The sequence below is a fragment of the Vibrio sp. A1-b2 genome (genome assembly GCF_021726015.1).
Lineage (GTDB): Bacteria > Pseudomonadota > Gammaproteobacteria > Enterobacterales > Vibrionaceae > Vibrio > Vibrio diazotrophicus.
This window is the reverse complement of the sequence record NZ_JAKKCI010000008.1, coordinates 65,655-90,720: the sequence shown is the minus strand read 5'-3', so window position 1 is coordinate 90,720 and position 25,066 is coordinate 65,655. Positions and strand designations below refer to the sequence as shown.

21 protein-coding genes are annotated in these 25,066 nt (G+C 43.0%); 15 read left to right on the top strand and 6 right to left on the bottom strand.

The window, feature by feature from the left end; translation table 11 throughout:
- Positions 1 to 9: 9 nt before the first annotated feature.
- Together L3V23_RS16390 and L3V23_RS16385 are read right to left on the bottom strand one after the other, a co-directional pair.
- A complete protein-coding gene (locus L3V23_RS16390) occupies positions 10 to 1,386 on the bottom strand; it encodes a TolC family protein (RefSeq protein WP_180980342.1) in 1,377 nt (458 codons plus the stop codon).
- 90 nt (positions 1,387 to 1,476) lie between these two features.
- On the bottom strand, positions 1,477 to 1,860 hold the full coding sequence (locus L3V23_RS16385; RefSeq protein ID WP_102966762.1) for a hypothetical protein: 384 nt from the start codon (positions 1,858 to 1,860) through the stop codon (positions 1,477 to 1,479).
- Between the two features lie 196 nt (positions 1,861 to 2,056).
- Between L3V23_RS16385 and L3V23_RS16380 the strand changes: the two genes are divergently transcribed.
- Together L3V23_RS16380 and L3V23_RS16375 are read left to right on the top strand one after the other, a co-directional pair.
- The gene (locus tag L3V23_RS16380) at positions 2,057 to 2,974 is read left to right on the top strand and encodes a LysR family transcriptional regulator (RefSeq protein ID WP_102966763.1); all 918 of its coding nucleotides are present in this window, start codon (positions 2,057 to 2,059) and stop codon (positions 2,972 to 2,974) included.
- A 256-nt stretch (positions 2,975 to 3,230) separates the two neighbouring features.
- The gene (locus L3V23_RS16375) at positions 3,231 to 3,887 is read left to right on the top strand and encodes a nitroreductase family protein (protein ID WP_102966764.1); all 657 of its coding nucleotides are present in this window, start codon (positions 3,231 to 3,233) and stop codon (positions 3,885 to 3,887) included.
- A gap of 59 nt (positions 3,888 to 3,946) precedes the next feature.
- Here L3V23_RS16375 and L3V23_RS16370 read toward each other — a convergent pair whose 3' ends face one another.
- Positions 3,947 to 4,873, bottom strand: coding sequence for a LysR substrate-binding domain-containing protein (locus L3V23_RS16370; protein ID WP_102966765.1), 927 nt, complete (start codon positions 4,871 to 4,873; stop codon positions 3,947 to 3,949).
- A 301-nt stretch (positions 4,874 to 5,174) separates the two neighbouring features.
- Positions 5,175 to 6,086: a LysR substrate-binding domain-containing protein gene (locus L3V23_RS16365; RefSeq protein ID WP_102954487.1), complete on the bottom strand. Its 912-nt coding sequence runs from the start codon at positions 6,084 to 6,086 to the stop codon at positions 5,175 to 5,177.
- Between the two features lie 91 nt (positions 6,087 to 6,177).
- On the opposite strand from L3V23_RS16365, the gene L3V23_RS16360 reads away from it, so the two are divergent.
- From L3V23_RS16360 to L3V23_RS16325, 8 genes are all read left to right on the top strand, one after another.
- Positions 6,178 to 7,101: a DMT family transporter gene (locus L3V23_RS16360; RefSeq protein ID WP_237292551.1), complete on the top strand. Its 924-nt coding sequence runs from the start codon at positions 6,178 to 6,180 to the stop codon at positions 7,099 to 7,101.
- A gap of 475 nt (positions 7,102 to 7,576) precedes the next feature.
- The gene (locus tag L3V23_RS16355; RefSeq protein ID WP_102954488.1) at positions 7,577 to 8,242 is read left to right on the top strand and encodes a response regulator transcription factor; all 666 of its coding nucleotides are present in this window, start codon (positions 7,577 to 7,579) and stop codon (positions 8,240 to 8,242) included.
- Positions 8,242 to 9,669, top strand: coding sequence for a sensor histidine kinase (locus L3V23_RS16350; protein WP_102966766.1), 1,428 nt, complete (start codon positions 8,242 to 8,244; stop codon positions 9,667 to 9,669). Before L3V23_RS16355 ends, L3V23_RS16350 begins: the two co-directional genes overlap by 1 nt.
- Positions 9,666 to 10,727: an ABC transporter substrate-binding protein gene (locus L3V23_RS16345; RefSeq protein WP_180980337.1), complete on the top strand. Its 1,062-nt coding sequence runs from the start codon at positions 9,666 to 9,668 to the stop codon at positions 10,725 to 10,727. Before L3V23_RS16350 ends, L3V23_RS16345 begins: the two co-directional genes overlap by 4 nt.
- A gap of 116 nt (positions 10,728 to 10,843) precedes the next feature.
- Complete coding sequence (locus tag L3V23_RS16340) at positions 10,844 to 11,908, top strand: 4-oxalomesaconate tautomerase (protein WP_102966768.1); 1,065 nt, start codon at positions 10,844 to 10,846, stop codon at positions 11,906 to 11,908.
- A gap of 168 nt (positions 11,909 to 12,076) precedes the next feature.
- Positions 12,077 to 13,192, top strand: a complete 1,116-nt coding sequence (locus L3V23_RS16335) for a tripartite tricarboxylate transporter substrate-binding protein (protein WP_102954492.1) — start codon at positions 12,077 to 12,079, stop codon at positions 13,190 to 13,192.
- A 127-nt stretch (positions 13,193 to 13,319) separates the two neighbouring features.
- Positions 13,320 to 15,311, top strand: a complete 1,992-nt coding sequence (locus tag L3V23_RS16330; RefSeq protein ID WP_102966769.1) for a tripartite tricarboxylate transporter permease — start codon at positions 13,320 to 13,322, stop codon at positions 15,309 to 15,311.
- A gap of 10 nt (positions 15,312 to 15,321) precedes the next feature.
- Positions 15,322 to 16,173: a universal stress protein gene (locus L3V23_RS16325; protein ID WP_102966770.1), complete on the top strand. Its 852-nt coding sequence runs from the start codon at positions 15,322 to 15,324 to the stop codon at positions 16,171 to 16,173.
- A 247-nt stretch (positions 16,174 to 16,420) separates the two neighbouring features.
- Here L3V23_RS16325 and L3V23_RS16320 read toward each other — a convergent pair whose 3' ends face one another.
- Both L3V23_RS16320 and L3V23_RS16315 read right to left on the bottom strand, forming a co-directional pair.
- Positions 16,421 to 17,491, bottom strand: a complete 1,071-nt coding sequence (locus L3V23_RS16320) for an ATP-binding protein (RefSeq protein WP_102966771.1) — start codon at positions 17,489 to 17,491, stop codon at positions 16,421 to 16,423.
- Complete coding sequence (locus tag L3V23_RS16315) at positions 17,488 to 18,258, bottom strand: response regulator (RefSeq protein ID WP_237292550.1); 771 nt, start codon at positions 18,256 to 18,258, stop codon at positions 17,488 to 17,490. Before L3V23_RS16315 ends, L3V23_RS16320 begins: the two co-directional genes overlap by 4 nt.
- Positions 18,259 to 18,366: 108 nt before the next feature.
- Between L3V23_RS16315 and L3V23_RS16310 the strand changes: the two genes are divergently transcribed.
- The 5 genes from L3V23_RS16310 to L3V23_RS16290 all read left to right on the top strand — a co-directional run bounded on the left by L3V23_RS16310 (position 18,367) and on the right by L3V23_RS16290 (position 25,062).
- Positions 18,367 to 19,545 carry an efflux RND transporter periplasmic adaptor subunit gene (locus tag L3V23_RS16310; RefSeq protein ID WP_237292549.1) on the top strand — a complete coding sequence of 393 codons (1,179 nt, stop codon included), beginning with the start codon at positions 18,367 to 18,369 and terminating at the stop codon, positions 19,543 to 19,545.
- Between the two features lie 22 nt (positions 19,546 to 19,567).
- Positions 19,568 to 22,702: an efflux RND transporter permease subunit gene (locus tag L3V23_RS16305; protein WP_102966772.1), complete on the top strand. Its 3,135-nt coding sequence runs from the start codon at positions 19,568 to 19,570 to the stop codon at positions 22,700 to 22,702.
- Between the two features lie 4 nt (positions 22,703 to 22,706).
- Entirely contained in the window at positions 22,707 to 24,095 is a 1,389-nt protein-coding gene (locus L3V23_RS16300) for an efflux transporter outer membrane subunit (protein WP_102954498.1), read from the top strand.
- Between the two features lie 115 nt (positions 24,096 to 24,210).
- On the top strand, positions 24,211 to 24,750 hold the full coding sequence (locus tag L3V23_RS16295) for a GNAT family N-acetyltransferase (RefSeq protein ID WP_102954499.1): 540 nt from the start codon (positions 24,211 to 24,213) through the stop codon (positions 24,748 to 24,750).
- A gap of 66 nt (positions 24,751 to 24,816) precedes the next feature.
- Complete coding sequence (locus L3V23_RS16290; protein WP_102954500.1) at positions 24,817 to 25,062, top strand: Rho-binding antiterminator; 246 nt, start codon at positions 24,817 to 24,819, stop codon at positions 25,060 to 25,062.
- Positions 25,063 to 25,066 lie beyond the last annotated feature (4 nt).

Genomic DNA, 25,066 nt, shown 5'->3' with positions numbered 1-25,066 from the left:
TCTGCCTTGTTATTGCTGCTCTGACGTTGTAGTAATTTCTGGTTTATCAACTTGATAGCTGTAGCTATTGAGTAATGCGGATAAGTTGTTATTAACCAGATTCAGGTCGGTGATGAGGCGCTGAAATTCCAGCTTTAATGCAAGTTCATCACGAGTCGCTAATATCACATCGTTAAATTGAGCAGTGTTATTTTGGTAACCTCTCTCTGTTGCTTTCACACGTGAATCCGCTTGCGGAAGCAGAGTCGATTCGAAGCGTTCGAGACGTTGAGTCAGGTTATTTTTGTCAACAAGCAGAGCGTTGACTTTGGCGTTCATCTGTTTCAGCAAAGTATCTTTTTGTGACTGAGCTGCACCCACTTGGTATTGTGCTGCGGCTAAGTTTTTATCTTGCTTATTACCCGTAAAGAGAGGGATATCCATGGTGATGTAGGCGCTGACCAGATCCGATGCTGGCTGACCACGCATGTCGTTTGACTGACGATAGGCATACATCACTTCTACGCCGAACTGCGGAGCATAAGATTCGCGAGCAATATCGACTTGAGTACGACGTGCATCAATTGAAGAGTCCACCATTCGCACAGCGGGGTTTTGATTCAGTTGTGAATAGAAATTGCTGTTGCTAGCGGTATTTTCAATATCTTGCAGTGCACGCCAGTCCAACTGATTGGAAGCTTCAAGTTGTTCTGTATTGATAAGCCAGTCTGAGCCTAACCACTCAGATAACTGAGCCTTCAAGCGTTGTTGCATCTGCTCATTTGCTTGGATTTTTTCGTCCAGTTTGGCGACTTGCAGTTGTGCATTGATTAGGTCTTGAGCTTCACTTTTACCAATTGAATAATTGGTTTGAATGAATCTTTCCATCTCGCTTAGTAGCGATCGGTTTTCAAGCAGAACTTTGTTTGCCACTTGCTGATAGCCGAGTTCAAGCCATATCTGAGTAATGGCATTCGCGACTTCAAGCTCTCTTGCTGAGACTTTAACTTCCAGCCCGCCAGCTTGCTGACTTGCTTTTCTATCGTTGAGATCGGAGGTGTCGCCACGGTTGAATTGTTGCATAAGACCAACGGAAATATTGGTCATAGGGTCTTCATCAAACGCGAAGCTGTCCGTTGGTAATCCAGTGACGCCAAATTTAAGTTTTGGGTCCATAAGGGTTGCACTAGCTTTACCAGTTTCTCGCATTGCCTGAGCTTCTGCGTAGTACTGACGGCGTGTTCCGTCATTAGAAAGTGCAGCTTCAATTAACTGCGATAGCGTTTTTTCGGATGTTGACGATACACTGCCCGCGGTTTGCTCATTTACGAGCGGTTCACCAGCGTATAGAGGTGTAGTCGTCAATACCGCTGCGCTGATAGACAGCGCCAAAAGGCATTGTTGAATTTTCACGATTTATAAATCCATCACTGAGCGCATGACGCGCACGATAATTCTTCCGCATGAATCTACGGAACCTAAATATGATTGATGGATTTAAGCGCTGGGTGGCCGTTCTAGGCTTTTTGGGGTATGGACAACATCACCGGATTTTGGTGATGTGAATAAAGCTAGCGAAGTTTCTGCTGTTAACAAAACATCTGGAACAAGCAAAATAGCCGCGGCTGTAGTGCAAGTTGTGTCACAACAGTTATGAACGATGTCTTTCGACATTTCACATTGGCTGCCTATGGAGTCTTGCTCCATTTGCATTGTGTGATGCGCAGACATTTGCTGTGTTTGGCAAGCAGCAGAATAGGTTTTCATATCATGCGACATCGGGCTGGTCATCATTCCTGCACTTGAAGCAAAGCCGGACATAAGCAAGGCTGCTAATGTCAGGATTGTAATCCAAGTTGTTGAAATAATGTTTAAGCGCATGACAAACCGAATCTGGAAATTTGGCTAGAATATAAAGCTTTACCCTAGGGTAATGTCAACAACTTACATAGCATTAAATGTTTAAAGAGATGTCCGAATGGTAAAAAGTGCCTGTTTTACCGTACTATCTTCAAATCAAGTTGTCAGGCAGAAGCTTTTCAACAGTTCGAGAAACTAAAGAACAAGTAGACTGAAAATGAATGTAGAGCACTTAAAGCTGTTTGTGCGTTTGGCGTCCAGCCAAAGTATCAGTATGGCCGGGCAAGAGTTAGGTTTGTCTCCGGCGGTGGCAAGTTCGCATATCAATAAACTTGAGGAAAGCCTTGGAGTTCGCCTTGTGCATAGAACAACGCGCAAAGTCTCTATCACTGCCGAAGGGCGAGCTTTTCTGCCTTACGCAGAAGAAGTACTGGCATCGGTGGAAGCCGCAAAAGGCGCAGTTGGTGTTGGTCACAGTAACCCAACTGGGACATTGCGGGTTACTGCGCCTGCATCCTTCGGCCGTATGCATCTGATACCGGCAATGAACGGGTTTATGCAACGCTACCCTGAACTTAATATTGAGTTTCGATTTTCAGATTCGATCATTGACATGGTGGAAGGTGGCTTTGACGTGGCAATTCGAGCCGCAGAGCTAAAAGATTCATCATTGGTGGCTCGTAAGCTTGCGCCTGATCGCCGTATTGTCGTTGCTTCTCCTGCGTACCTGGATCAATTTGGGGCTCCAGAAAAACCGCAAGATCTGGTTAACCATCAATGTATTAATTTGATCGGCTTGGATAACTGGACGTTTAAAACCAACGAGGGGGTTGTTAGTGTGAAAACGTCAGGCCGACTTCGATGCGACAACGGCGATGCGATGCGAGATGCGACAACGGGTGGTTTGGGCATTTCCATTAACTCCATTTGGAGTGTCTATAAGCAACTGAAAAGCGGAGAGCTGGCGGAAATACTGCAAGATTACCCACTAGCGATGGAAGCGAATATCTGGGCGGTTTATCCAAGCTCACGCTTGATCGCGTTAAAGGTCAGAGCCTTTATCGATTACTTTTCGGAGTATTACGGTCAGCCTGCTTATTGGGAAAACGAACTTAACGATGTGAATTCCTCTTAATCTTGTGAGTATTCTTTTGGTTTGCCTTTGGAAATGTGTGTTAACCGCAGTGACAGAAATTATTGAATGGGTTTTAGGATATTAAGGACTTAGTGAATTATCACTGGTTTTTATTTTCAACGAAATAAATAAAGTGATTATAGAAAACAAAGTATTCTCAATTTTTGACGAGTCTATATCATAAGGTTAACTCTGAGGTCCGTGACGGTTTTGATACCCAACGTACCTTTAATAATTGATGTTAAGGAGAGCAGTAATGTCTCATCAAATTATCAAAGATTTAAGCAAACGCTATACAACAAAAAAATACGATGAAGAGAAACGCATTTCTCAAGAAGATATGGCTGTGATCAAAGAAGCAATTCGTTTATCAGCATCATCAATTAACTCTCAGCCATGGAAGTTTATTGTTATTGAAAGTGATGAAGCGAAACAGCGCTTCTACAACACGTTTGCCAATAAACACCAGTTCAACCAACCACATGCAAAAACAGCGTCACACACGATTCTGCTTGCACATGATCCAAAGTTTACCAAAGAAAAATACGCTAAACGTCTGGATGCAGAAGTTAACGCAGGCCGTTTATCTCCAGAAAAATTTGATGCACGTATGGGTGCTTACGCGTTTGCAGAGATGAATACTGATGAAACGGGTAGCAACAGCAACTGGACCAAAGCTCAGGTTTACATTGCGTTGGGTAATTTGCTGCACACATTGGCTCGTCTAGGCATTGACTCTACGCCTATGGAAGGTGTTGATGCGGATCTTATTGGTGAAGAGTTCAAACAAGAACTTGAAGGTCATGTTTGTGAAGTTGCGCTGGCGATCGGTTATCACAAAGAAGATGAAGATTATAACCACGCTCTGCCAAAATCGCGTCTAGCGCTAGAAGAAGTCGTCACTACTTTGTAATTTCTACCTCTTCATTTTCCTGTCAGTGGCGAATCTTTAAATGGTTCACCACTGACAGATTACTTTCTTTCCTCTAGTGATCGTTCAAATTCCGTTTTGCTCGACAGCTCTTTATTCAGCCACTCTTTAAATGCGCCGATCCTTAATGCTCTCGAAGAGGATGGATCGCTTATTAATGAGTAACGAATCCCTGGTTTTAAGCCAATATCAAACGGTTTTACCAACAGCCCACGCTCTACAAAATCTGCAGAAATACTTTCAGTCGCAAGGCAAGCGCCGTGACCGGCGACAACCGCGTTGATGGCCATATCAAAAGTGCTTACTTCCATCCATTGTAGGCTTTCTCTTTTGGCCTTAACTTTCGCAGTGGCAAACCAGTGATCCCAACTGAATGATGCTGAGTGGAAATCAATTAACCAGCATTTTAGTAGTTGCTCAGGGCTTTCAAATTTCATCGATTGGGCGAGTTCAGGTGAGCAGTAAGGGAAGATAGCTTCTTCAAACAGAGTCTCTTGTTCCAATCCCAGATGCAGAACACTCTCTTCGCCTTGCCAAATAAGTACATCTGTTTCGGTATGTCGAATATCAATATCTTTGATGCTTTGTACTCGAATAGGAATGTGCGGATATTCCATCGTGAATTTCCATAACCTTGGCATCAGCCAACGTGTAGAAAAGGAGCGAGGCGCGCTGACATTGAGCAGCCCTTCGAGTGGCTCATTCTGAATTCGATTCAATCCGGTGATGATCTGTTTAAACCCGTCATCGATATGTTTATGTAGTATTTGTCCTTTGTCGGTGAGATGCATTTCTCGACCACGCCGAATAAACAATTTGCACTTTAATTGCTCTTCCAACTGACGCAGTTTCTGGCTAATTGCAGCTTGCGATACGAACTGTTCTTCAGCCGCTTTACTGTAACTTTTCAGTCTTGCCGCTGATTCGAAATAACGAAGCGAAGAGAGATGACGTAGTCGTTTGTCCATAACCTGTACTTATAGTTCCTGTAAAAAAGCGTTGTTCGTAACGAGACTCTATTGCTCAGATAATATTCCTATCTCGAATGGACGCAAGGTCAAATTATGCAACTGTTAGCGAAACTAAAAAGGGAAATAATCGATACAGCCTATATATTTAGGTGGATTACAAAGAAAGAAGCAAAACGGAACAATGATGCGAGCGCATTAAGCGAACATCTCAAAAAGGACATTGGTCTGTCGAATGAGGTGAAAGAGACGGAGCACTACTCGAAGTTTTTATAAGGTGAGCTAATGTCGTTTTTACTGCTCAGTGCTCGTTTGGCGTTTCGGTAAACTCTTTCTGCAACCAAGATTTTAGGGTGACTACATTTTCGTTACGGAGCTTTTCTGGTCTACATACGAAGAAAAATTCCTGATGCGGGTTATTCACTGGTGTGCCGATTTCGACCAACATTCCGTGTTTAATATCATCACGAACAAACAAGCGATGAGTGACCAAAACACCCAGCTTACGAATCGCGGCTTGCACCGCATGAATGGAGGCGATGAAGTTAAGGTTCTTGTTTTGCTTAGGCACGGGAAGTGAATTTCCTTCGCACCAAACACTCCAGTCATGCTTCCTACGCAGGTTCTCTGCATAAATGGCTGGATATCGTGCTAGGAGATCAGCAGCAGACGGACACGCATCGAATGACTCCAGTAATTCAGGGCTGCATACCAATAGGAGTTCATCGTCACCGAGCTTTTCACAATAATAATCTTGCCACTCGTCAGTTTTGCCATGAAGGATCGCGACATCTACACCTTCTTGGTTTAAGTCAAATGAACCAATTAAGTTGGAAAGCCGAATATCGACGTTGGGTGCATATTGTTGGAAGTTATCGACTCGTGGAACCCACCAGTGCATAGCCAGTGAGTTGACCATATTCACCGTAATTCGGTTTGACTGAGGTTGTTGAGTGACCGATTCCGTCGCAGTAATAATTGCTCTTAACGCTGGAGCTATGTCGTTGTAGTACCTCTGACCTATGGCATTAAGCTGAACCTGCCTGCCAACTCGCTGAAACAGTGGTTGGCCAATTAATGATTCAAGACTTTTAACAGCTTGGCTGATTGCAGAATGACTTACGCTAAGTAAGTCAGCAGCTTCAGTCATACTGCCTGTCTCTGCTACAGCGACAAATGCGTAAAGAGATTTGAGTGGTGGTCGTCTATTCATGTGTAAGTTTTTCTAACAGGTTTGTTTAAATATATTCGTTTTTTTCTCTGTTGTCATTGCTCTACTATGAGCGCGTCAATAGGGGGAGATTATGTTGTTAAAAAATCGCGCTGTTCCTTATATGCTCATTTCCACATTCAGTATGTCGTTAACTGGGCTTGTATTAAAAAAACTTACCGAAACGATGGGCATCGAGCTCCTGACATTTCTACGATTCTTTATGCCTGCATTACTGCTTTTTGCCATAGTGGGGGTGTCCAAACTACCTTTGCCTCCTCGATCAGTCATAAAAGCGTTGATCATTCGTGGGTTGTGTATTGCGGCATGTCAGCTTTGTTTTATCGCTTCACTGAACACCTTGTCTCTTGTAGAAACAACCGTACTGTTTGCAACCGGCCCTATATTTATTGCCGTTTTGGAAAAGCTGATTTTTAAAGTAAAAATTAAGACTGAAACGAAGTTTGGCCTAGTTGCCACTTTCGCTGGTGTTTTAATGTTGGCAGGGGATGTGTCTGGAATTCAGTTCCGACCAGAATTGCTCATTGGTTTGGGTGCTGGCTTGTTCAATGCAGGATCGCAAGTAAGTTTATTTCGCGCCAGCAAAGGTGAGGTTAAAGCGTCAGTGCTCAATAGCTGGACATTTCTTATCGCAGCGGTAAGCGTGCTTCCTTTGGCGTTTATCTTTGGGTTATCTGATCTTGATACTCAGATACTGCTGGAGCCTCAAAATAATGCATTTGTATGGGTATGTTTATTGGGTCTTTCAGTAACCGTCGTGGGTAATCAAATCTTACGTTCGAAAGCTTACAAGCTGGTGGAGAGTAGCTCTCAACTAGCGCCGCTTATTTTCACTAATTTATTGTTTACGCTGATGTGGCAGGTTCTGTTTTTTGATGAAAGCTTTTCTAAACATCAGATAGTCGGAATTACGCTCATAATATTCGCGGCATTGATGAATACCTTTGCAGCCAAACTGTTTAAGTACTTCTCTCATATCAAAGCTCATCTTGTGTAGATGATTCAAAATGAAGTTTAAAGAGGCGTTATTTCATTGAAGTAACGCCTTTTGTCTTTATCAGCATTTCTTGCGATGGTTAGTTTCTAACTAACCCGTTTGCATCCCGTTCATGATAAATGTTCTAAAATGAAGGTGTAACAAACCTGTCGTTTCGCTGACTTAGTGATCTACTTTTTGACATAATTTTCATAACTGTGACTAATATTAGAAATAATTTAACAAAAGTATTTTAACAGGCGTCGATTGGTGTAACGTTAGCTCGAAACATGGCTTAAGCATTGAAAGTTAGAGATTCATGTTTCAATACCGATAAGCAAGGCCTTCAAGAACGACTAGCGTTAAAACAGGTTTACTCAGCATGGGTAAACTGAACAAAACATAGTTAAAAGTGACAGGTTGGGAGTTTGGCTTTTTTGCAGGTTGGCCACAGTGCTAGCTTCGCAAATTGATTTTCAAGGATGTTAACAGGCTAATGCGAATATTGATTGTAGAGGATGACCGATTAATCAGTGAATCACTTGAGCAACGATTTCACGATCTTGGGCATGGCGTAGACTGTGCGTATGATGGTGCTGTTGCCTATTCACTGGTTTGCCATACTCAGTACGATTTGATTATTTTAGATTTAAATCTCCCTAATCGATCTGGTGAAGAAATTACCAAAAAGATTCGACAACGCTCAAACACTCCGATTTTGATACTGACTGCACGAAAAGAGGTTCACGATCGTATCAACTTGCTTGATCTCGGCGCTGATGATTTTTTAAGTAAACCGTTTGACTTAGGCGAGCTAGAGGCTCGCTGCCGCAGTATTGTTCGTCGCAGCCAAGGTAACGACCACAATGTAATCGAGCTAGGGAACCTAAGTTTTGATTCTGCTACTGCAACAGTACTGGTGAACGGTGAAAGTATAAAACTCAAACAGCGTGAATATCGCTTACTCGAAGTGTTTATTAGTCACCCAAACCGAGTGTTGAGCAAAGAGGAAATCATCGACCACTTATACGGTTACGACAATCCTCCCAATCATAACGCCATCGAAACTTATGTTGGTCGATTACGTAAAGCACTGGCTAGCAGCAATGTAGAGATTAAAACTCTACGTGGTCTGGGTTATGTGTTGGCTGTGCAATCATAATGTTTGGTCTATCTATTTCAACACGCTCGCTCCGTTTCCAACTATTTGCCTATTCTGCAAGCGCTTTGCTGTTTATTGGCTTGATTTCAATGCTGGCGGTAAAGCGCTATGCCTATGAAACAGCGCAATTTATCTTTGATAGTCCTCTAGCTAACGCCGCCTTACAAATATTGGAAGAAGTGGGCCTTGAAGGTGATGAGCTAAGTGTTGATCTACCATTTTCCGCATTCAGTGGGCTTGCTGATTCTCCGCGAGACAAAGTTTTTTACTTGATCACAACCAAACAAAAAGAGTTTGTGACCGGATACGAGTCTTTATTGCTTGAAGATATCGTGACTTCTCAAATCGATTCGAACCCTTTGAGATTGGAAGTTGTGCCTCATTTCTTTGATTTGAAGTTTAAACAACAGCATGTGCGATTTTCCTTGGTTGGCCGAGTCATCAATACGAGGCAGGGACCGCATCATGTCTATGTGTTAGTGGGGCAAACAACAGAAGCGAGAAAGCAGTGGGAGCAGCAATTATCCAGTGCGGCAATTAAGCTCATTCTCGGAGTCGTAATTTGTACCGTGATCGTCATTATTATTTTGATCATTCAGGTCTTGAAGCCAATTAAAAGTATCAATAAAAAAATTTCCCAGCGGTCAAACATTGACCTGACGCCAATAGACGTGGAGGGGCCAGAAGAGGTGATGCATCTGGTCAAAACGATAAATAGCTTCATGTTTCAGTTGGATGAAACCTTAGTTAACTTGAAAAACTTTACCAGTGAAGCGGCGCATCAGTTAAAGACACCGCTAGCGGGAATGAGGTCTCAGGTTGAACTGATATTGAGTAGAGACAGTTCTCCTCAAACGGCTCAATCGTTAAAACGCGTATTGGAAGCTTGCGGAATTTTGGAACGCACAATCGAACAACTTTTGAATCATGCCACGATTAAACACCGTTTTCGTAGCGTAGAACCCACGATTAACAACATTAACAAACTTGTACAGTCTGTATGCAGAGAGCTTGCTATCAATGCACTAAAAAGAAATATAAGTCTAAGCTTCCAGCAAAGCGGTAAATACCAAATTAAAGGGGATGAGTTTGCATTAAAGCAAATGCTTTCCAACTTAATAGAGAATGCGATTAAGTATTCGCCTGATGGGAGCTTGGTAGAAGTTGAAGTTGGTCTGAGAGGAACCAAAGCCATTATATTGATAAGAGACTTTGGAATTGGAATTAAAGATAAAGATAAGCCACACGTATTTGAACGCTTTTACCGAACTTCAGAAAATATCCATTCTGGTACTGGCTTGGGAATGAGCATTGCCGCTGAAGTGGCTGAAAAATACCACGCTCGACTGGTTTTGCATGATACTGAGCCACAAGGACTAACTGTCGAAATACAATTTCCCTACCGGAAATGGGAGGAAATTCAATGATTAATTTTCGTTCTGTATGTTTATTTATTGTGTTTTTTCTAGGGACTTCTATTGCCTTAGCAACCGATAACTCCCCTAAAACACTCCGTGTTTTTGGTGCAGCGTATCAGGAGGAGATGCAACCATTACTTGACGATTTCTCTATGCGTAACCCCAATATAGAGATTGAATATCAATGGATGAGCAGTGAAGTTCTGGACAATTACATACGCGAGCAGAAAGAACCACAGCCTGATATCACTATTAGTTCGGTGATGCATTTACAGATTGGTTTAGTGAACGATGGTTATTCTCTCGAACACAGAAGGGAGATTAAAAGTGGGGAAAGTTATCCTCCTGCATTACCTGAATGGAGCCAATGGCGCGATGAACTCTTTGGCTTTAGTTTTGAACCAGCGGTTATTGCATTCAATAGTTCGTTTATAGAAGGCAAACAAGTTCCTACCAATCGTATTGAACTGTTGTCGTTTATTCGACGTCATAGTGATGAGCTTATGGGACAAATTGGTCTTTACGACATTCGTACTGTAGGGATTGGGTATTTATTCTGGTCTTTTGAACGTCAACAAGCGCGGAACTATGGGCAGTTTTTAGAGCTGTTCAATTCCCATAATGCACGCACATTCGGCAGCTCGCGAGCAATGTTGGATGCGCTAAGCCGAGGTGAGATTTCTATGGCTTATAACATATTGGGTTCTTATGCGCGTAGTTGGCAAAAGCTAAACGATAACGTCACCATCACGACTATGAAGGATTACACACCTGTGATCATTCGAACCGCCCTGATCAATAAAACGACTGAGAATGAACTCGAAGCAAAAAGATTTATTGATTATCTGCTTTCATCTTCTGGTCAGTGGGTGATGGCTGAACAAACGAATATGCCATCGATACGTTCTGATATTAATATCGTCAATTCTGCTTCATATATGCGAGAGCAGTATGCAGAAGAGCTGAAACCTATGCCTTTAGATGTTCGTCTGCTTGTATTTACTGACAAAAGTAAGCGTCAGATAGTGACTACCGAATGGGAGAACGCGCTGAAAAACTATGACTGACATTGCGTTAAGTGATTTTGCTATGTGACGAGTCAGTGATTTGACAGGTTCATTTTGTAGCTTGATACCACCACTTTTGGGACTTGAAAGTGGAAATAATGGTAAAGGAGCTAAAAATGACACAACCTCAATATATTCCTTGCATGCTTATCCGCGGCGGCACTTCAAAAGGTGCCTATTTTCTCGCAAGTGACCTTCCTCAATCGCCAGAAGCCAGAGATCAATTGTTGATCAACATTATGGGCTCTGGCGACGTACAGCAAATTAATGGCATTGGTGGTGGTACAACTTTAACCAGTAAAGTTGCGATCATTTCGCCATCCCAATCCAGTGACGCTGAAATAGACTATCTCTTTGCTCAGGTAGGTGTTGAAAATAAAACTGTTGATACCAAGCCTTCCTGCGGAAACATATTGTCAGGCGTCGTTGCGTTCGCCTCAGAAAAAGGCCTAGTTGAACTCGGTGACGGTTCGACGACGATACGCGTTAAAAATATCAACACCAATACTATTATTGAAGTAACAGCAGAAACGCCGAATAAGAAACTCAAAATTGATGGCACCACTTCAATTGATGGAGTGCCGGGTACAGGATCGCCAGTATTACTCAACTTTTTAGATGTCGGTGGATCAAAAACGGGCAAGTTATTTCCAACAGGGCTTCTTAAAGAAGACATTAACGGTATTGAAGTGACTTGTATTGATGCCGCCGTTCCCATGGTTCATATCCCAGCCAGTGCCCTAGGCTTAGTTGGTAACGAAACCAAACTGGAGATCGACAGCAACGCTGAACTGCTCAAAAAGATTGAGTCAATTCGTATCATAGCTGGTGAAAAAATGGGTTTAGGGGATGTAAGCGGCAGCGTTATTCCAAAAGTCTCGATTGTTTCTCCTCCTCATGGTGTTGGTAGTATCACTTCTCGCTATCTGGTTCCACATAACTGTCATGCAAGCCATGCAGTCACTGGTGCTATCTGTGTTGGCGCTGCTAGTTTGATTGAAGGAACGGTTACTCATCAGCAAGCCAAAGATCCTTCTTCGTTGGTGGTCATTGAACATCCGAGCGGAAAAATTGATGTCAAAATCACTTTGCTCGAAGGGGAGTTTGAGCCTGTTATTGCTCAAGCTGCGTTAGTTAGAACGGCAAGACCACTATTTAAAGGGGATGTTTACGTTGCCTAGAGTATGCAATTTGCATCTTATCAATCTCGGATAACCTGAGATCTATGTAGCAAAAATGTTAATAGTGTGTGCGTATGTCAGTTTGGTGACAGTTTGGATTCTTACGGTATACACATCGCAATGACGCGATTGACATTAAATACTGCCAAAAGAGTTTTAGGAGGCGCTATGCTGCTTAACCATAAATTTAACAAAACAATGTTACAAGTCAGCCGCCATATCACATTCGCTGCCTTAACAACATTCTGTGTATCATCACAAGTGAATGCAAAACCTGTGAGTTTTGAAGGTGAGCGAGTTGAAATGACCGTACCTTATAAGGAAGGCGGTGGTACGGATACTTGGGCTCGCTTTTTCGGCCCTTACTTTACTCAGTCTCTTCCAGGAGAGCCTGTAGTTGTAATTAAAAATATACCTGGTGGCGGCTCGACCAAAGGCGCAAACCAGTTTGCACGACGCGCGAAAGATAACGGCTTGGACATCTTGGCCAGCTCTGCGTCAACTCACTATACCTATTTGCTGAACGATCGCCGTGTTGAATACGACTATAACGACTGGAAAGCGGTACTAGCAACGCCAACAGGCGGAGTCGTTTATATCTCTCCTAACGAAGGGATAAAAAATGCTGAACAGTTCGTACAAAATTTAGACAAACTTCAATTTAAGTATGCAAGCCAAGGGGCAACAACCATTGATCTAGTTCCACTTTTAGCCCTCGACTTAATTGGTGCCGATGTACAAGCTGTTTTCGGTATGAAAGGGCGTGGAGCAGGTAGACTTGCGTTTGAAAGAGGCGAAGTAAATCTAGATTCTCAAACAAGCTCAGCTTACTTGAAAAAGGTGATACCACTTGTTGAAGAAGGCAAAGCTATCCCACTGTTTAGTTTCGGTGTGATCGATGAGAAAGGTAAGCTTCAACGCGATCCAAATTTTCCAGACATTCCTCATTTTGGTGAAGTATATCAACTTGCAAAAGGCGATATAGACAGCTCTCAGGGATTTAAGGTTTGGCGCTCATTCTTCGTAGCGGGCTTCGTTGCTCAGAAAGTCTTCTTCCTACCAAAATCAACACCTGAAGACATTCAACTAGCTTGGCGTGAATCAATGATCAAACTTGTAGAGTCACCAGAGTTTCTAGAGCGTTCTGAAGAGGTTCTAGGCAACTATAAACAGCTCACTGGAATCGAAGCGGATCAAGCGGTTGATGCCATCCTTTCTCTGGACGAAGAGAGTAAGAAGTGGGTTGCTAAGTGGTTGAAAGATAAATATAACACCAACCTTTAATGACGCTATTCGCGGCGTTCCACTCAAAATAAATTGTGTCAAAAATACATCTGACATCGCACTGATAAATAAGCAGTGCGATGTTCAGATTCACCACAGTGCAATGTGAATATATAAGGATTCAAGGATGTTTAGTGAATTACTTACCGCTTTGCAGACAATTTTAACATTACACCACCTCACCTATATGCTTGGTGGTGTCATGCTGGGTTTAGCAATAGGTATTTTCCCAGGACTGGGAGGTATTGCCGGTTTATCTTTATTGCTACCATTCTTGTATGGAATGGATCCCGTGTCTGCTTTAGCGATGTTAATCGGCTTAGTAGCGGTTATCCCTACTTCAGATACTTTTACTTCAGTGCTGATGGGAATTCCTGGTTCTAGCGGGTCGCAAGCGACAGTGTTAGACGGATTCCCAATGGCTAAAAACGGTCATGCAGCACGTGCGCTTTCTGCTGCTTTTACGGCTTCATTATTTGGCGGCTTGTTTGGTGCCGTTGTCTTAACTGGATTTGTTCTAATTGCGCGTCCAGTAATTCTTGCTTTTGGTTCCGGTGAGCTGTTTATGCTCACGTTACTTGGATTAACCATGGTTGGTTCGCTAGCAGGGAAAAGTTTGGTTAAAGGCCTGTCTGCGTGTGGACTTGGCATTCTATTAGGTAGTGTCGGTAGTGCGCCAGCAACGGGTGAATACCGCATGACATTTGATAATTTCTATTTAATGGATGGAATACCATTGGTGGTTGTGGGCCTGGGTATTTTCGCTTTGCCTGAGATTATTGATTTGCTGCGACAAAACAAGCCGATTGCGAATGCGAGCAAATTGGGTTCGGGTTGGCTGATGGGTGTTAAAGATTTCTTTACAAACAAATGGCTAGCCCTGCGTTGTAGTGTGATCGGCTGTATTATTGGTGCACTTCCTGGTTTAGGCGGTAGCGTTGTTGACTGGATTGCATATGGTCATGCTGTTCAAACGACCAAAGATAAACCTAACTTTGGCCATGGTGATGTTCGAGGTGTGATTGCGCCAGAGTCATCGAATAATGCTAAAGAAGGTGGCGGCCTAGTGCCTACGCTGCTATTCGGGATTCCTGGTTCAGGTAGCATGGCGGTATTCCTTGGCGGTATGGTGCTGGTTGGACTAGAGCCAGGTCCTGCGATGGTGGGCAAAGATCTAAACATTACTTACACCATTGTTTGGTCGCTTGCGTTAGCCAACATCTTCGGTGCCGCTGCGTGTATGCTTATCTCTCCTTGGGTAGCAAGACTAACCACAGTTCGTTATGCACTTCTAGCACCTTTTATGGTAATGGTTATTTGCTTCGCCGCATTCCAAGCTACTCGCGACTTAGCGGATTTAATCACGCTACTGGCTATTGGTGTTCTTGGCGTACTAATGAAGAGATTTGATTGGCCGAGACCTGCTTTCCTTATTGGCTTTGTACTAGCTTCAGGAATGGAAACTTATTTGTATCAAGCGATTCAGTTTGACGGTGTAGGCTTTTTGCTTCGTCCGGGAGTGATGATTATCGGTGCAATTACTATCTTGTCGCTCGTATTCATGATTCGCCAAAATATGAAAAAGGACAATGCAGCAGAAACAGTCGGCATGCCAGAGAAAGCTGGAAAAACACCTACACGTAAGCCTCAAGTGCTGTTTGCTGTTTTAGTTAATATCGTTTTTGCGTATGGAATTTATGATGGTTATCAGCATAGCTTCTTAGGTGGTATTTTCCCTATCTTTGTCGCCAGCGGTATGTGGTTACTGTCAGCAATTGTTGTCGTACAGCTTCTTACTCGTTCAGATGACTCAGCGGTCTGCTATGACAATGAGTATGCTCAGGGATACGCTTACGACAGTAATACTGCGTCGATTATGCACTACGTATACTGGATTGCGGCGCTTATCGTTGGTAGCTATTTAGTTGGCTACATTATCGCTATTTCTTTGTTTTTCTGTGCGTTCTTAATGAACAAGGCGGGGATGAGCCTGTGGAGGTCATTGACTGTGACAACTGCGGCATCAGGTTTTCTCGTTGGGTTGACTCACCTAATGATGCTTGATTTGCCTTCGGGCTTACTACAAGAAACTGTTTCGCTACCATGGCCATTAGGGTAAGGAGAGCAAAATGTCAGTAAAATCAATTATTATGCCATTTGCTTCAAAGGAAGATGGTGAACAGCGCTTAGAGGGGGCATTGAATGTTGCCAGATTCTTTGATGCTCATCTGGATGTCTTACATGCTCAAGTGGGAACAGAGAAGCTGATGCCCAGTGAGAAGCTGTTAGTTACAAGAAAATTTTACGACCAGATAGACAAGCTTGTTCGCGATTATGTTCATGATGACATGGTACAAGCAAAACAAAGTTTCGAACGTTTATGCGCGCTGCTAAACATTGCGGATGAAGTCGTTGGTTCGAATAAGTCGAGTGCCAAATGGCACGACATATTTGGTTACAGAGGCGAAATCGTTGCGGTGTGGGGGAAAGTCTCAGATTTGATCATTATTCCTCAATCACTTAACGGTCAAACCAGCGTAAGTTTTGAGGCTGCGGTTAACCATGGAGGCAAACCTATTCTGGTTATGCCTCGCAAGCAAACATTCTTTAATCCTGAAACGATTATGATTGCTTGGAATGGTGATAAACCCGGTGCGAATGCAGTAAATAGTGCACTTCCGCTACTGAAAAAAGCCAAACAAGTCGTGGTGGTAACGAGTGAAAAATATCTACCAAAGCAACCAACTCAAGTGGACTTAGCTCGTTATCTTGCTCGTCATAACATTGATGTAGAGTGCATTACATTTACTCATAAAAGTAGAAATACTGGCTCTCAGTTGTTGGAAGTCGCGTCTGAAATTAATGCAGATGTTATTGTTTCAGGTGCTTTTGCTCACCAAAAAATACATCAGAAAGTATTTGGTGGTGTGACGCAAAAACTATTGATGCGCTCAAATATTCCTTTATGGATGATGAGTTAAATTTGTATTTGTCAGCTTAACGACAGGTTTAGATGTTATTTTAAGATTATGGCTGGTTAGCGATTAATTCGTCCGCCCAAGAAAAGTTTCAAGGTTCCTTATCTCCGACCTTGTTAAGCTAACCAGCCTTCTTATTCCTATCTTTCACTTTCAAACATATTCATTCGCGTGTCCAAATAAAAAAGCAAGTGAGTTAATATCCGAAAATAATTAATTCACTTGCTTTTTCTATGAATGCTTTAAGATTTTATACGTCTATTTGAGTCGTATTTGTTGGCCAACAGAGCTCAATAATGGTTCCGCCTTTATTGCTTATACGACAATTAACGCTTCCTTCGTGCGCCGTTGCAATCGCAGCAACAACAGCTAAGCCTAATCCGCTACCGCTTTTTGGGTTGTCCTTAGCACTGCGAAATGCGGTGAAAATATGCGGAATTAACTCAGGTGAAATTCCCGGACCAGAATCTTCCACACTTAAATAGCAACAACCATCTTTAAGCTGGGTAGAGATGGTTATTGCACCCGGAAGGGCATATTTACTCGCATTTTCCAATATAGCTAATAAAGCTTGTCTTATTCTGGTAGGGTCACAAAAAACAGGGTGTGTTGTTACATTAAGTTCTACATGTTGATTTGCTTCATTAAGCATATTTACCGACAAATCAGTCAGTAATTTTATTTCTGTCGCTAAGTTGGTTTCTTTTCTATTTATTCTTAATTCATCACTGTTCATTAAGCTAATAACACGCAGATCTTCTATTAATCGAGATAACCCTTCAATTTGTACTAACAGTTTAGTGAACTGGGTTTTATCTGGCGTAAATACACCTTCTGCTAACCCTTGTAACCGGCCCCGTAAAATCGTCACAGGGGTTCTGAGTTCATGGGCGATCGCTGCATTCCAAAAGGCGTGCTCTTCTGTCATTCGTTGAAGTTTATCCGCCAACAGGTTGAAATCGTCTACTAATAAAGCGGCTTCACCTAATGAACGGTCACCAACGTTAGCGCGAAAATGTAGGTCGCCTTCAGCGAGTTTCCGCATTCCCTCAGCAACAGCACTTAGTGGTTCCAAAATGCGTTGGGATAACTTAGTAGCAAGATTGACGGCTAGCAGAATGACAATAACGCAGGTTAGTGCGAGCCAAATCCATTCTGGCCAAGAAGGCGCGAGAGCGTCCTCACTTGGTATATAATTGGGCCAATATTTATCCCAAAGATAATAAAAAATAAACGAGCCTATCGTCGCAAGTAATGCTGATCCGATTGCGATTTTTATCATTGATAATGCAATCTGACGGCTCAAACCACTTAGTTTCATTGGTCGCCCTTAAAACGGTAACCGACACCACGGACACCTGCCGGAATCCCTTGAATTCCATAGGCTTCAAGTTTTTTTCGGATCTTGCTGATGTGGCTGTCAATCGTTCGTTCCAGTGTGTCACCCTCAGGTAGGCACGTGCTTAATAGCTCTGCTCGACTAAACACGCGCTTGGGTGAGCGAATGAAGTGAGTCAACAACTTGAACTCAGTTAACGTTAGCAGCAGGGTATGACGTTCTCCGTCCACATTAACCGCGATTTCGTGACTCTCTAAATCGACTTCAAATGGTTCGGCTCGCAGTATATTTTTCTTGTGAGGTTGATTAACTTCTAATGTACGTCTTAGAACGGCTTGGACTCTCGCGACGACTTCTGCCGGATTAAATGGCTTAACAACGTAATCATCAGCCCCAATTCTGAGAGCCATCAATTTGTCTAAGTCTTGGTCCATGGCGGTAAGCATGATGACGGGGGTATTACTTTTCTGACGAAGTTCCGACAACACTTTCCATCCATCCATTTTAGGCATCTGGATATCAAGCAGTATAAGATCTGGCTTCATGGATGAATGAAGTTCGAGTGCCCTTTGACCATCTGAAGCGTGAATCGTACGCATATTACTGCGCGTTAGGTAAGCGGAGAGTATATCGACAATTTCAAATTCATCCTCAGCGATCAGAATTAACGCCTGACGATAAGACCCGGTTCCTGCATCTGGACCAGAATCTGCAGCAAATTTCTGCCCTTCAACGTACAAATTGTTCATCTCCATCAAATCTCCACATTCACTCAGCGGGACCTCCACACACAGGTATTAGACTCAACAACTATCTACAGCGGATAGTCCGCTTTAATTTGTTCAGAGGATACCTCAGTGAAAAAGATAAATATATGTGTATCTAGCAGCTTACATATATTGGTACTTTTCTTTTTAGTTGGCTGTAATCAATCCAATAAAGACGAAAGTGAAGTCGGACTAAAAGAGTCTTTGCCTTTAGTTTCAACGATAACGACGCAACCACAACAATTAGATGTGTTTGAAGAGCTTCCTGGAAGAGTGAAGGCCGTGCGCGTTGCGGAGATTCGTCCACAAGTGGTTGGGATTGTACAACATCGCTTGTTCAAACAAGGCGCTGAAGTGAAAGCTGGCCAGTCTTTATTCCAAATTGATTCCGCGCCATTTGCCGCGGAAGTTGATACCGCCAAAGCTAACTTACAAAGAGCGCAGGTGACTTATAAACGTTCTCTGGATAAAGAACTGCGCTTAAAACCTTTGGTGGAAGCCGACGCGATTAGTCGTCAAGAGTATGACGATGTTGTATTACAGCGTGATCAAGCGGCTGCAGAAGTTGCGGTCGCTAAAGCTACGTTGACTCGTCGTATGCTTGATTTGAAGTTCGCAAATGTAAAAGCCCCAATTTCTGGCCTGATAGAGCAAACCCTAGTGACTGAGGGAGCTCTGGTTAGCAGTACAGACGCAACACCGATGACGCGCATCCAACAGATCGATCAAGTTTTTGTTGATATTCGTCGGCCAGCGTCTTCATTAGAAGCAATTCGTGAAGCTTTAGCGGCCAAATCTGATGGAGAACCTAGCGTTGCTGGAACAAAAATTGAAATTTTACGCAGCAACGGAGCTCCTTATCCAGTTAAAGGTGAAATCCTGTTTTCTGGAATCAATATCGATGTAGGTACAGGTGATGTGTTGTTACGTGTACTCGTGGACAACTCTCAACGTTTGCTATTGCCGGGTATGTTCGTTAAGGCAAGGGTACTTTATTCGAGTTATGGCAGCGCGTTAGTTGTTCCGCAACAGGCGGTTATACATCTTGCCGGTGCTCCTCATCTTTGGAGTATTGATCAGGAAGGACATGCACATTTAAAACCTGTAAAGCTCGGAGAATTGATCAATGGTCAGTACCGCGTGAAATCGGGTATTAGCAAAGGAGAAAATATCGTAGTAGAAGGCAAGGAAAGACTTCAGGACGGTATTCTTGTCGACCAACGCAAATGGGAAGAATCTGAGATTCTTTTAACATCTGCGACAAACTGATTAAGGTTAGAGAGTCTTTTTTATGTCTGAGTTTTTTATTCATCGTCCCGTATTTGCTTGGGTTATTGCTCTTTTCATTATTTTGTTTGGATGCATTTCGATTCCGAAGTTACCTATTTCCCGTTATCCCTCTGTCGCGCCTCCAACGGTCAGTATTATGGCGACGTATCCGGGAGCCAGCCCGAAGGAAATGAATGACGGTGTGCTTAGTCTTATCGAGGGTGAGCTGTCGAACGTTAAGAACTTGATGTATTTCGAGTCGTCTGCTGACAACTCTGGATCTGCGTCTATTACGGCTACATTTAAGCCGGGAACAGACTCTGATATGGCGCAAGTTGACGTTCAAAACCAACTGAAAGCGGTCGAATCTCGTTTACCGCAGGTGGTTCGTCAAAGCGGCTTGTCCGTAGAATCTGCTACATCAAATTTTCTGATGATTGTCGGATTGAAATCTGATGATAACCGCTTTGATGAAATTGCATTGAACGACTATTTAGCTCGCAACATCGTAGATGAACTGCGCCGTATTGAAGGTGTTGGGCGTGTACAGTCATTTGGTGCTGAGAAGGCAATGAGAATCTGGGTTGATCCGAGTAAGCTTAATTCATTAGGTTTAACAATGAATGATGTTAGTCAGGCTATCACTCAGCAAAATACACAAATCGCACCTGGAAGTATCGGTGCTGCGCCGACGGTTTTAGGTCAACGAGTAACGGTTCCATTAACCGTTCAAGGCCAGTTAACCAGTGTTAAAGAATTTTCCAATATCATTCTTCGCGCAAATAACAACGGCTCGAAAGTCGTATTAAGTGACGTTGCGCGTGTTGAAATCGGTTCTCAATCCTATGGTTATTTGAATCGTGAAAATGGTAAAACAGCGACGGCTGCGGCTATTCAGCTTACCCCGGGAGCGAATGCCGTTAAAACTGCGGATGCGGTACAAAAGCGCTTGGCGGAGTTGAGTCAAAGTCTACCTTCTGGGATGACCTATTCAATTCCATTTAATACAGCACCTTTCGTTAAAGTTTCAATCAATAAGGTTATCCATACCTTAGTTGAAGCTATGGTGCTGGTGTTTTTTGTTATGTTTCTGTTTTTACAGAATATTCGTTACACCTTGATCCCCGCTATTGTTGCACCGATAGCCTTGTTGGGGACGTTCACCGTCATGTTGTTAACTGGCTTTTCGATCAACGTGTTAACGATGTTCGGTATGGTTCTGGCGATAGGTATTATCGTCGATGATGCGATTGTCGTTGTCGAAAACGTGGAACGATTAATGTCGGAAAAAGATTTATCTCCGAAAGAAGCGACATCTAAGGCGATGAAAGAAATTACTGGCGCCATTATAGGCATCACACTTGTGCTAACGGCGGTTTTCATCCCGATGGCATTTGCCAGTGATTCAGTTGGCGCGATTTATAAGCAGTTTACATTATCGATGGCGGTATCAATTCTGTTCTCAGCATTTTTGGCACTAACACTAACGCCGGCGCTTTGTGCCACGTTGTTAAAGCCGGTTAATGCTAATCACCACGAGCAAACAAGATTTGCGAAATGGTTTAATCGTGGCTTTAACCGAATGAACAATCGGTATGAATCTCAGGTCAACGTGTTAGTGAATCGCAAAGGACGAATGATGCTTGTCTTTGTGTTTCTGTGCGCAATTTTGGTTCTAGTGTACAGGCAGTTGCCGTCATCGTTTTTACCAGAAGAAGACCAAGGATATTTTATTACCAATATTCAGCTTCCGGCAGACGCAACCACAGTGCGTACGTTGGATGTTGTGAAAAAATTTGAACAGCATGCGTTAAGCCGTCCGTCGATTGAGTCAACAATGACGGTTATTGGTTTTGGTTTTTCCGGTTCAGGCACGAATACCGCGCAAAGTTTTACCACATTGAAAGATTGGGAAACACGTAACGATACCTCAACACTTGGCGAGTTAAAACTTGCTGAGGAGGCGATGGCTGACGTAAAAGAAGGTACGGTTATGCACATGCTGCCTCCTTCTATTGAAGAGCTAGGAACCAGCTCTGATATTACGTTTTTCTTGCAAGACCGCGGAAATCAGGGATACGAGGCATTGAAAGTCGTTGAGACGAAGATGTTAGAGTTGGCGAAAAATAGCAAATCACTTAGCGATGTCTATTCTGATGGACTTCCTGCGGGTACAAGTATTCATTTAGATATTGATCGCCAGAAAGCTGAGGCATTAGGTGTTTCATTCACGAGTATTAGTGAGACGCTATCAACTGCGATTGGATCGCTATACATCAACGATTTTCCTAATGAAGGCAGAATGCAGCAAGTCATTATGCAAGCAGATGCTTCATCAAGGATGCAGATTGAGGATGTGCTCAAGCTCCATGTACGAAATATTAATGGTGGTATGGTTCCGTTATCAGAAATTGTGACGCCTATTTGGTCTGAGTCAGCTCCGCAGTTTATTCGCTTCCAAGGTTATCCTGCGGTTCGAATTTCTGGTAGTGCAGCTTCCGGAGTTTCTAGCGGGGAAGCGATGGCTGAAATAGAACAAATGGCGAAGCAACTTCCATCAGGCTTTACCATTGCATGGACTGGACAGGCATTACAAGAGCTTCACTCAGCGAAACAAGCTCCGATGCTAATGGCGCTATCGATGCTAGTCGTTTTCTTAGTGCTTGCGGCACTTTATGAGAGTTGGGCTATTCCTTTATCAGTGATGTTGGTCGTGCCTTTGGGATTGTTAGGTGCGGTACTCGCTATTGTCGTACGTGACATGCCAAACGACGTTTTCTTCAAAGTCGGCATGATCACCGTAATTGGTCTTTCGGCGAAAAACGCAATTCTAATTGTAGAGTTCGCCAAACAGTTAAGAGAGCAAGGCAACGGATTGGTTCAGTCAGCCGTTCAAGCTGCGAAGTTGCGATTGAGACCTATCTTGATGACCTCTCTGGCATTTGGTCTTGGTGTTGTACCACTGATGCTGGCTTCAGGCGCTAGTGCAGAGACTCAACGAGCTATCGGAACAGGTGTGTTCGGTGGAATGGTTAGCGCTACATTACTTGCCATTTACTTTGTACCAGCTTTCTTCGTGTTCGTGATGAGTATTCAAGAGCGTTTAAAGTCTTGGCAACAAAGCAACAAGAAGTCACCAATGCAGCTTAAAGGTTAGTACTATGTATTATATTGTTTTTATTATGGTTTTATTTCTGTCAGCCTGTTCTCTGACTCCTGAAATGACTAAGCCAGCTGCGCCGGTACCGGAAGTATTTACTGTAAATGGTGAAACCATTACGGCATCTACAAATCCAACGGCGGAAATGGGTTGGCGTGAAATGTTCATTGATAAGCGCTTGCAGGCGCTTATCGAGTTAGCATTGATCAATAACAGGGATCTTCGTATTGCGACACTGAATGTAGAAGCAGTGAAAGCCCAATATGGCATTGAACGCTCTGCAAGATTGCCGAATGTGGGGCTATCACTTGATTCTACAAGGCAGCGATCTGTTACTGGAGGAGATCCCAAGGTATCTCAAATAGAAGAGCAGAGTAGTTTAAACGTTGGAATTAGTGCATTCGAAATTGATTTGTTTGGACGCGCACGTTCGTTGTCAGATGCGGCTTTTGCCCGCTATCTAGCGAGTGATTACGGCCGTCAAGCGGCACAAATATCTTTGATTAGTTCGATTAGTGAAGCCTATTTTTCTGAACAACTCGCCTATGAGCAACTAAAATTGGCGGAAGATACGTTAGCGGATTGGAAAAAATCACTAGAGTTAACGATTCAACTACGAATGGCTAATCAAAACAGTGCTCTTGATGTCGCTCAAGCAGAGGGGCAAGTAGCAAGTGCAGAAGCGATTAAGATTGCGAATACGCGAGCTTTAGAGCAGGCAAGGAACGCACTACGTCAATTAGTTGGTTCAGAGATACCGAGTGATCTTCCAGAGCCAGATTTGCTCTCTGATCAATCGGTGAATACCTCTTTACCGGCTGGGTTGCCGTCAGACTTGTTGCTACATCGACCTGATATCTTGCAAGCGGAGCAGAATCTGATTGCCGCTAACGAGGATATTGGTGCGGCCCGAGCCGCGTATTTTCCTCGCATATCACTGACAACTTCGATCGGATATGTAAGCCAAGATGTGAGGAACTTAGTGGGATCCGGCTTCGAAACTTGGTCAATAGCACCGCAAGTGACACTGCCTATATTTCAAGGTGGGAGACTTGATGCGGAGTTAGAACTTGCGAAAGTTCGTAAATCGACTTCAATTGCAGAATATGAAAAAGCAATTCAAGTTGCGTTTAAAGAAGTCGCAGACGGTTTAGTTGGAAGTGAAACATATCAGTTACAAACTATCGCGCAAAAGAGAGTCGTATCTGCAGCGGAGAGAAGGGCTAAGTTATCTGATCTTCGTTACAAGGCGGGTGTGGAGCGACGTTTAGAACTGTTGGATTCGCAGCGACAACTTTATCTAGCTAAACAAACGTTACTGGAACTCAAACAACAAGAACTAAATAACGCGGTAATTCTATATAAAGCGTTAGGTGGCGGGCTGAAGTAATACTGAAGCAGATCCTATGCTTACCACTGACAGTCAGTTTTTGTTGATTTGTTCCAAATAAAAAGAATTTAAAAGAGAAAATAACAAAGCTATTTTCAAAAGGTTAATTTAGGTTATGAATAAGAAATGTGTACGTTTAGTACCAGTAGAATTAGAAGAACTGTCGGCTTTTAAAACCAAGTTGCAGCAGACTTTTACCGATGCATTGGTCGAGCAATTTGGCCCATCGCACAGTGAGCCGATCCCATCAGATGAAGATATAACTGGCTCTTTTAACGCCAATGGAGCCGTCATCAATCATATAGTATACGGAGAGGAGAAAGTGGGTGGTGTTGTACTGAATATTAATACGGATACCCAAAACAACAGTCTCGATCTGTTTTTTATTTATCCCGAAAGCCATAACAAAGGTTTAGGGCTGGAATCATGGAAAGCTATTGAAGCGGCGTATCCTGAAACTAAGGTTTGGACAACAGTCACGCCTTATTTTGAAAAAAGGAACATCAATTTTTATGTCAATAAGTGTGGTTTCCACATTGTTGAGTTCTTTAACCAATACCATCTAGAAGACGATTCTCAGGTTCGGGAGAGCAACATCGATGACTCAGGCTTGAATGAAGACGAGTTCTTCAGATTTGAGAAGGTAATGAAGTAATTACGTTATCTTGGTAGTCTAGTTTAGTAAGAGTGAATTGTTCATCTCCATTAATAGGTTGCATTTATGATTAGCTGTGGAAACTACGACTACATAGAGATAGTCTGTTTGTTCAAGTATTCGATTGAAATTACTTTAAAATCAGGAGAAGTTGTTTCTGGCAAAGCGCTGGATACAGCAAAAAACAGTCTCGGTGAAGAATGCATAAAATTGCTCACTCAAGACAGTGACCTATTAGTGGTATTAGATTCAATCGCTAAGATGAAAGTCACTATGGAGAATCCTCATTTCCAAGAAGTGGCATTTGATTGACCAG

What these genes read in the sequence shown, in the direction of transcription:
- L3V23_RS16315 (WP_237292550.1), bottom strand. Translation starts at nt 18,258, where the DNA reads ATGAACAATTTGTACGTTGAAGGGCAGAAATTTGCTGCAGATTCTGGT.
- L3V23_RS16360 (WP_237292551.1), top strand. Translation starts at nt 6,178, where the DNA reads ATGTTGTTAAAAAATCGCGCTGTTCCTTATATGCTCATTTCCACATTC.
- L3V23_RS16325 (WP_102966770.1), top strand. Translation starts at nt 15,322, where the DNA reads ATGTCAGTAAAATCAATTATTATGCCATTTGCTTCAAAGGAAGATGGT.
- L3V23_RS16355 (WP_102954488.1), top strand. Translation starts at nt 7,577, where the DNA reads ATGCGAATATTGATTGTAGAGGATGACCGATTAATCAGTGAATCACTT.
- L3V23_RS16365 (WP_102954487.1), bottom strand. Translation starts at nt 6,086, where the DNA reads ATGAATAGACGACCACCACTCAAATCTCTTTACGCATTTGTCGCTGTA.
- L3V23_RS16330 (WP_102966769.1), top strand. Translation starts at nt 13,320, where the DNA reads ATGTTTAGTGAATTACTTACCGCTTTGCAGACAATTTTAACATTACAC.
- L3V23_RS16305 (WP_102966772.1), top strand. Translation starts at nt 19,568, where the DNA reads ATGTCTGAGTTTTTTATTCATCGTCCCGTATTTGCTTGGGTTATTGCT.
- L3V23_RS16320 (WP_102966771.1), bottom strand. Translation starts at nt 17,491, where the DNA reads ATGAAACTAAGTGGTTTGAGCCGTCAGATTGCATTATCAATGATAAAA.
- L3V23_RS16385 (WP_102966762.1), bottom strand. Translation starts at nt 1,860, where the DNA reads ATGCGCTTAAACATTATTTCAACAACTTGGATTACAATCCTGACATTA.
- L3V23_RS16335 (WP_102954492.1), top strand. Translation starts at nt 12,077, where the DNA reads ATGCTGCTTAACCATAAATTTAACAAAACAATGTTACAAGTCAGCCGC.
- L3V23_RS16375 (WP_102966764.1), top strand. Translation starts at nt 3,231, where the DNA reads ATGTCTCATCAAATTATCAAAGATTTAAGCAAACGCTATACAACAAAA.
- L3V23_RS16380 (WP_102966763.1), top strand. Translation starts at nt 2,057, where the DNA reads ATGAATGTAGAGCACTTAAAGCTGTTTGTGCGTTTGGCGTCCAGCCAA.
- L3V23_RS16340 (WP_102966768.1), top strand. Translation starts at nt 10,844, where the DNA reads ATGACACAACCTCAATATATTCCTTGCATGCTTATCCGCGGCGGCACT.
- L3V23_RS16350 (WP_102966766.1), top strand. Translation starts at nt 8,242, where the DNA reads ATGTTTGGTCTATCTATTTCAACACGCTCGCTCCGTTTCCAACTATTT.
- L3V23_RS16300 (WP_102954498.1), top strand. Translation starts at nt 22,707, where the DNA reads ATGTATTATATTGTTTTTATTATGGTTTTATTTCTGTCAGCCTGTTCT.
- L3V23_RS16345 (WP_180980337.1), top strand. Translation starts at nt 9,666, where the DNA reads ATGATTAATTTTCGTTCTGTATGTTTATTTATTGTGTTTTTTCTAGGG.
- L3V23_RS16290 (WP_102954500.1), top strand. Translation starts at nt 24,817, where the DNA reads ATGATTAGCTGTGGAAACTACGACTACATAGAGATAGTCTGTTTGTTC.
- L3V23_RS16370 (WP_102966765.1), bottom strand. Translation starts at nt 4,873, where the DNA reads ATGGACAAACGACTACGTCATCTCTCTTCGCTTCGTTATTTCGAATCA.
- L3V23_RS16295 (WP_102954499.1), top strand. Translation starts at nt 24,211, where the DNA reads ATGAATAAGAAATGTGTACGTTTAGTACCAGTAGAATTAGAAGAACTG.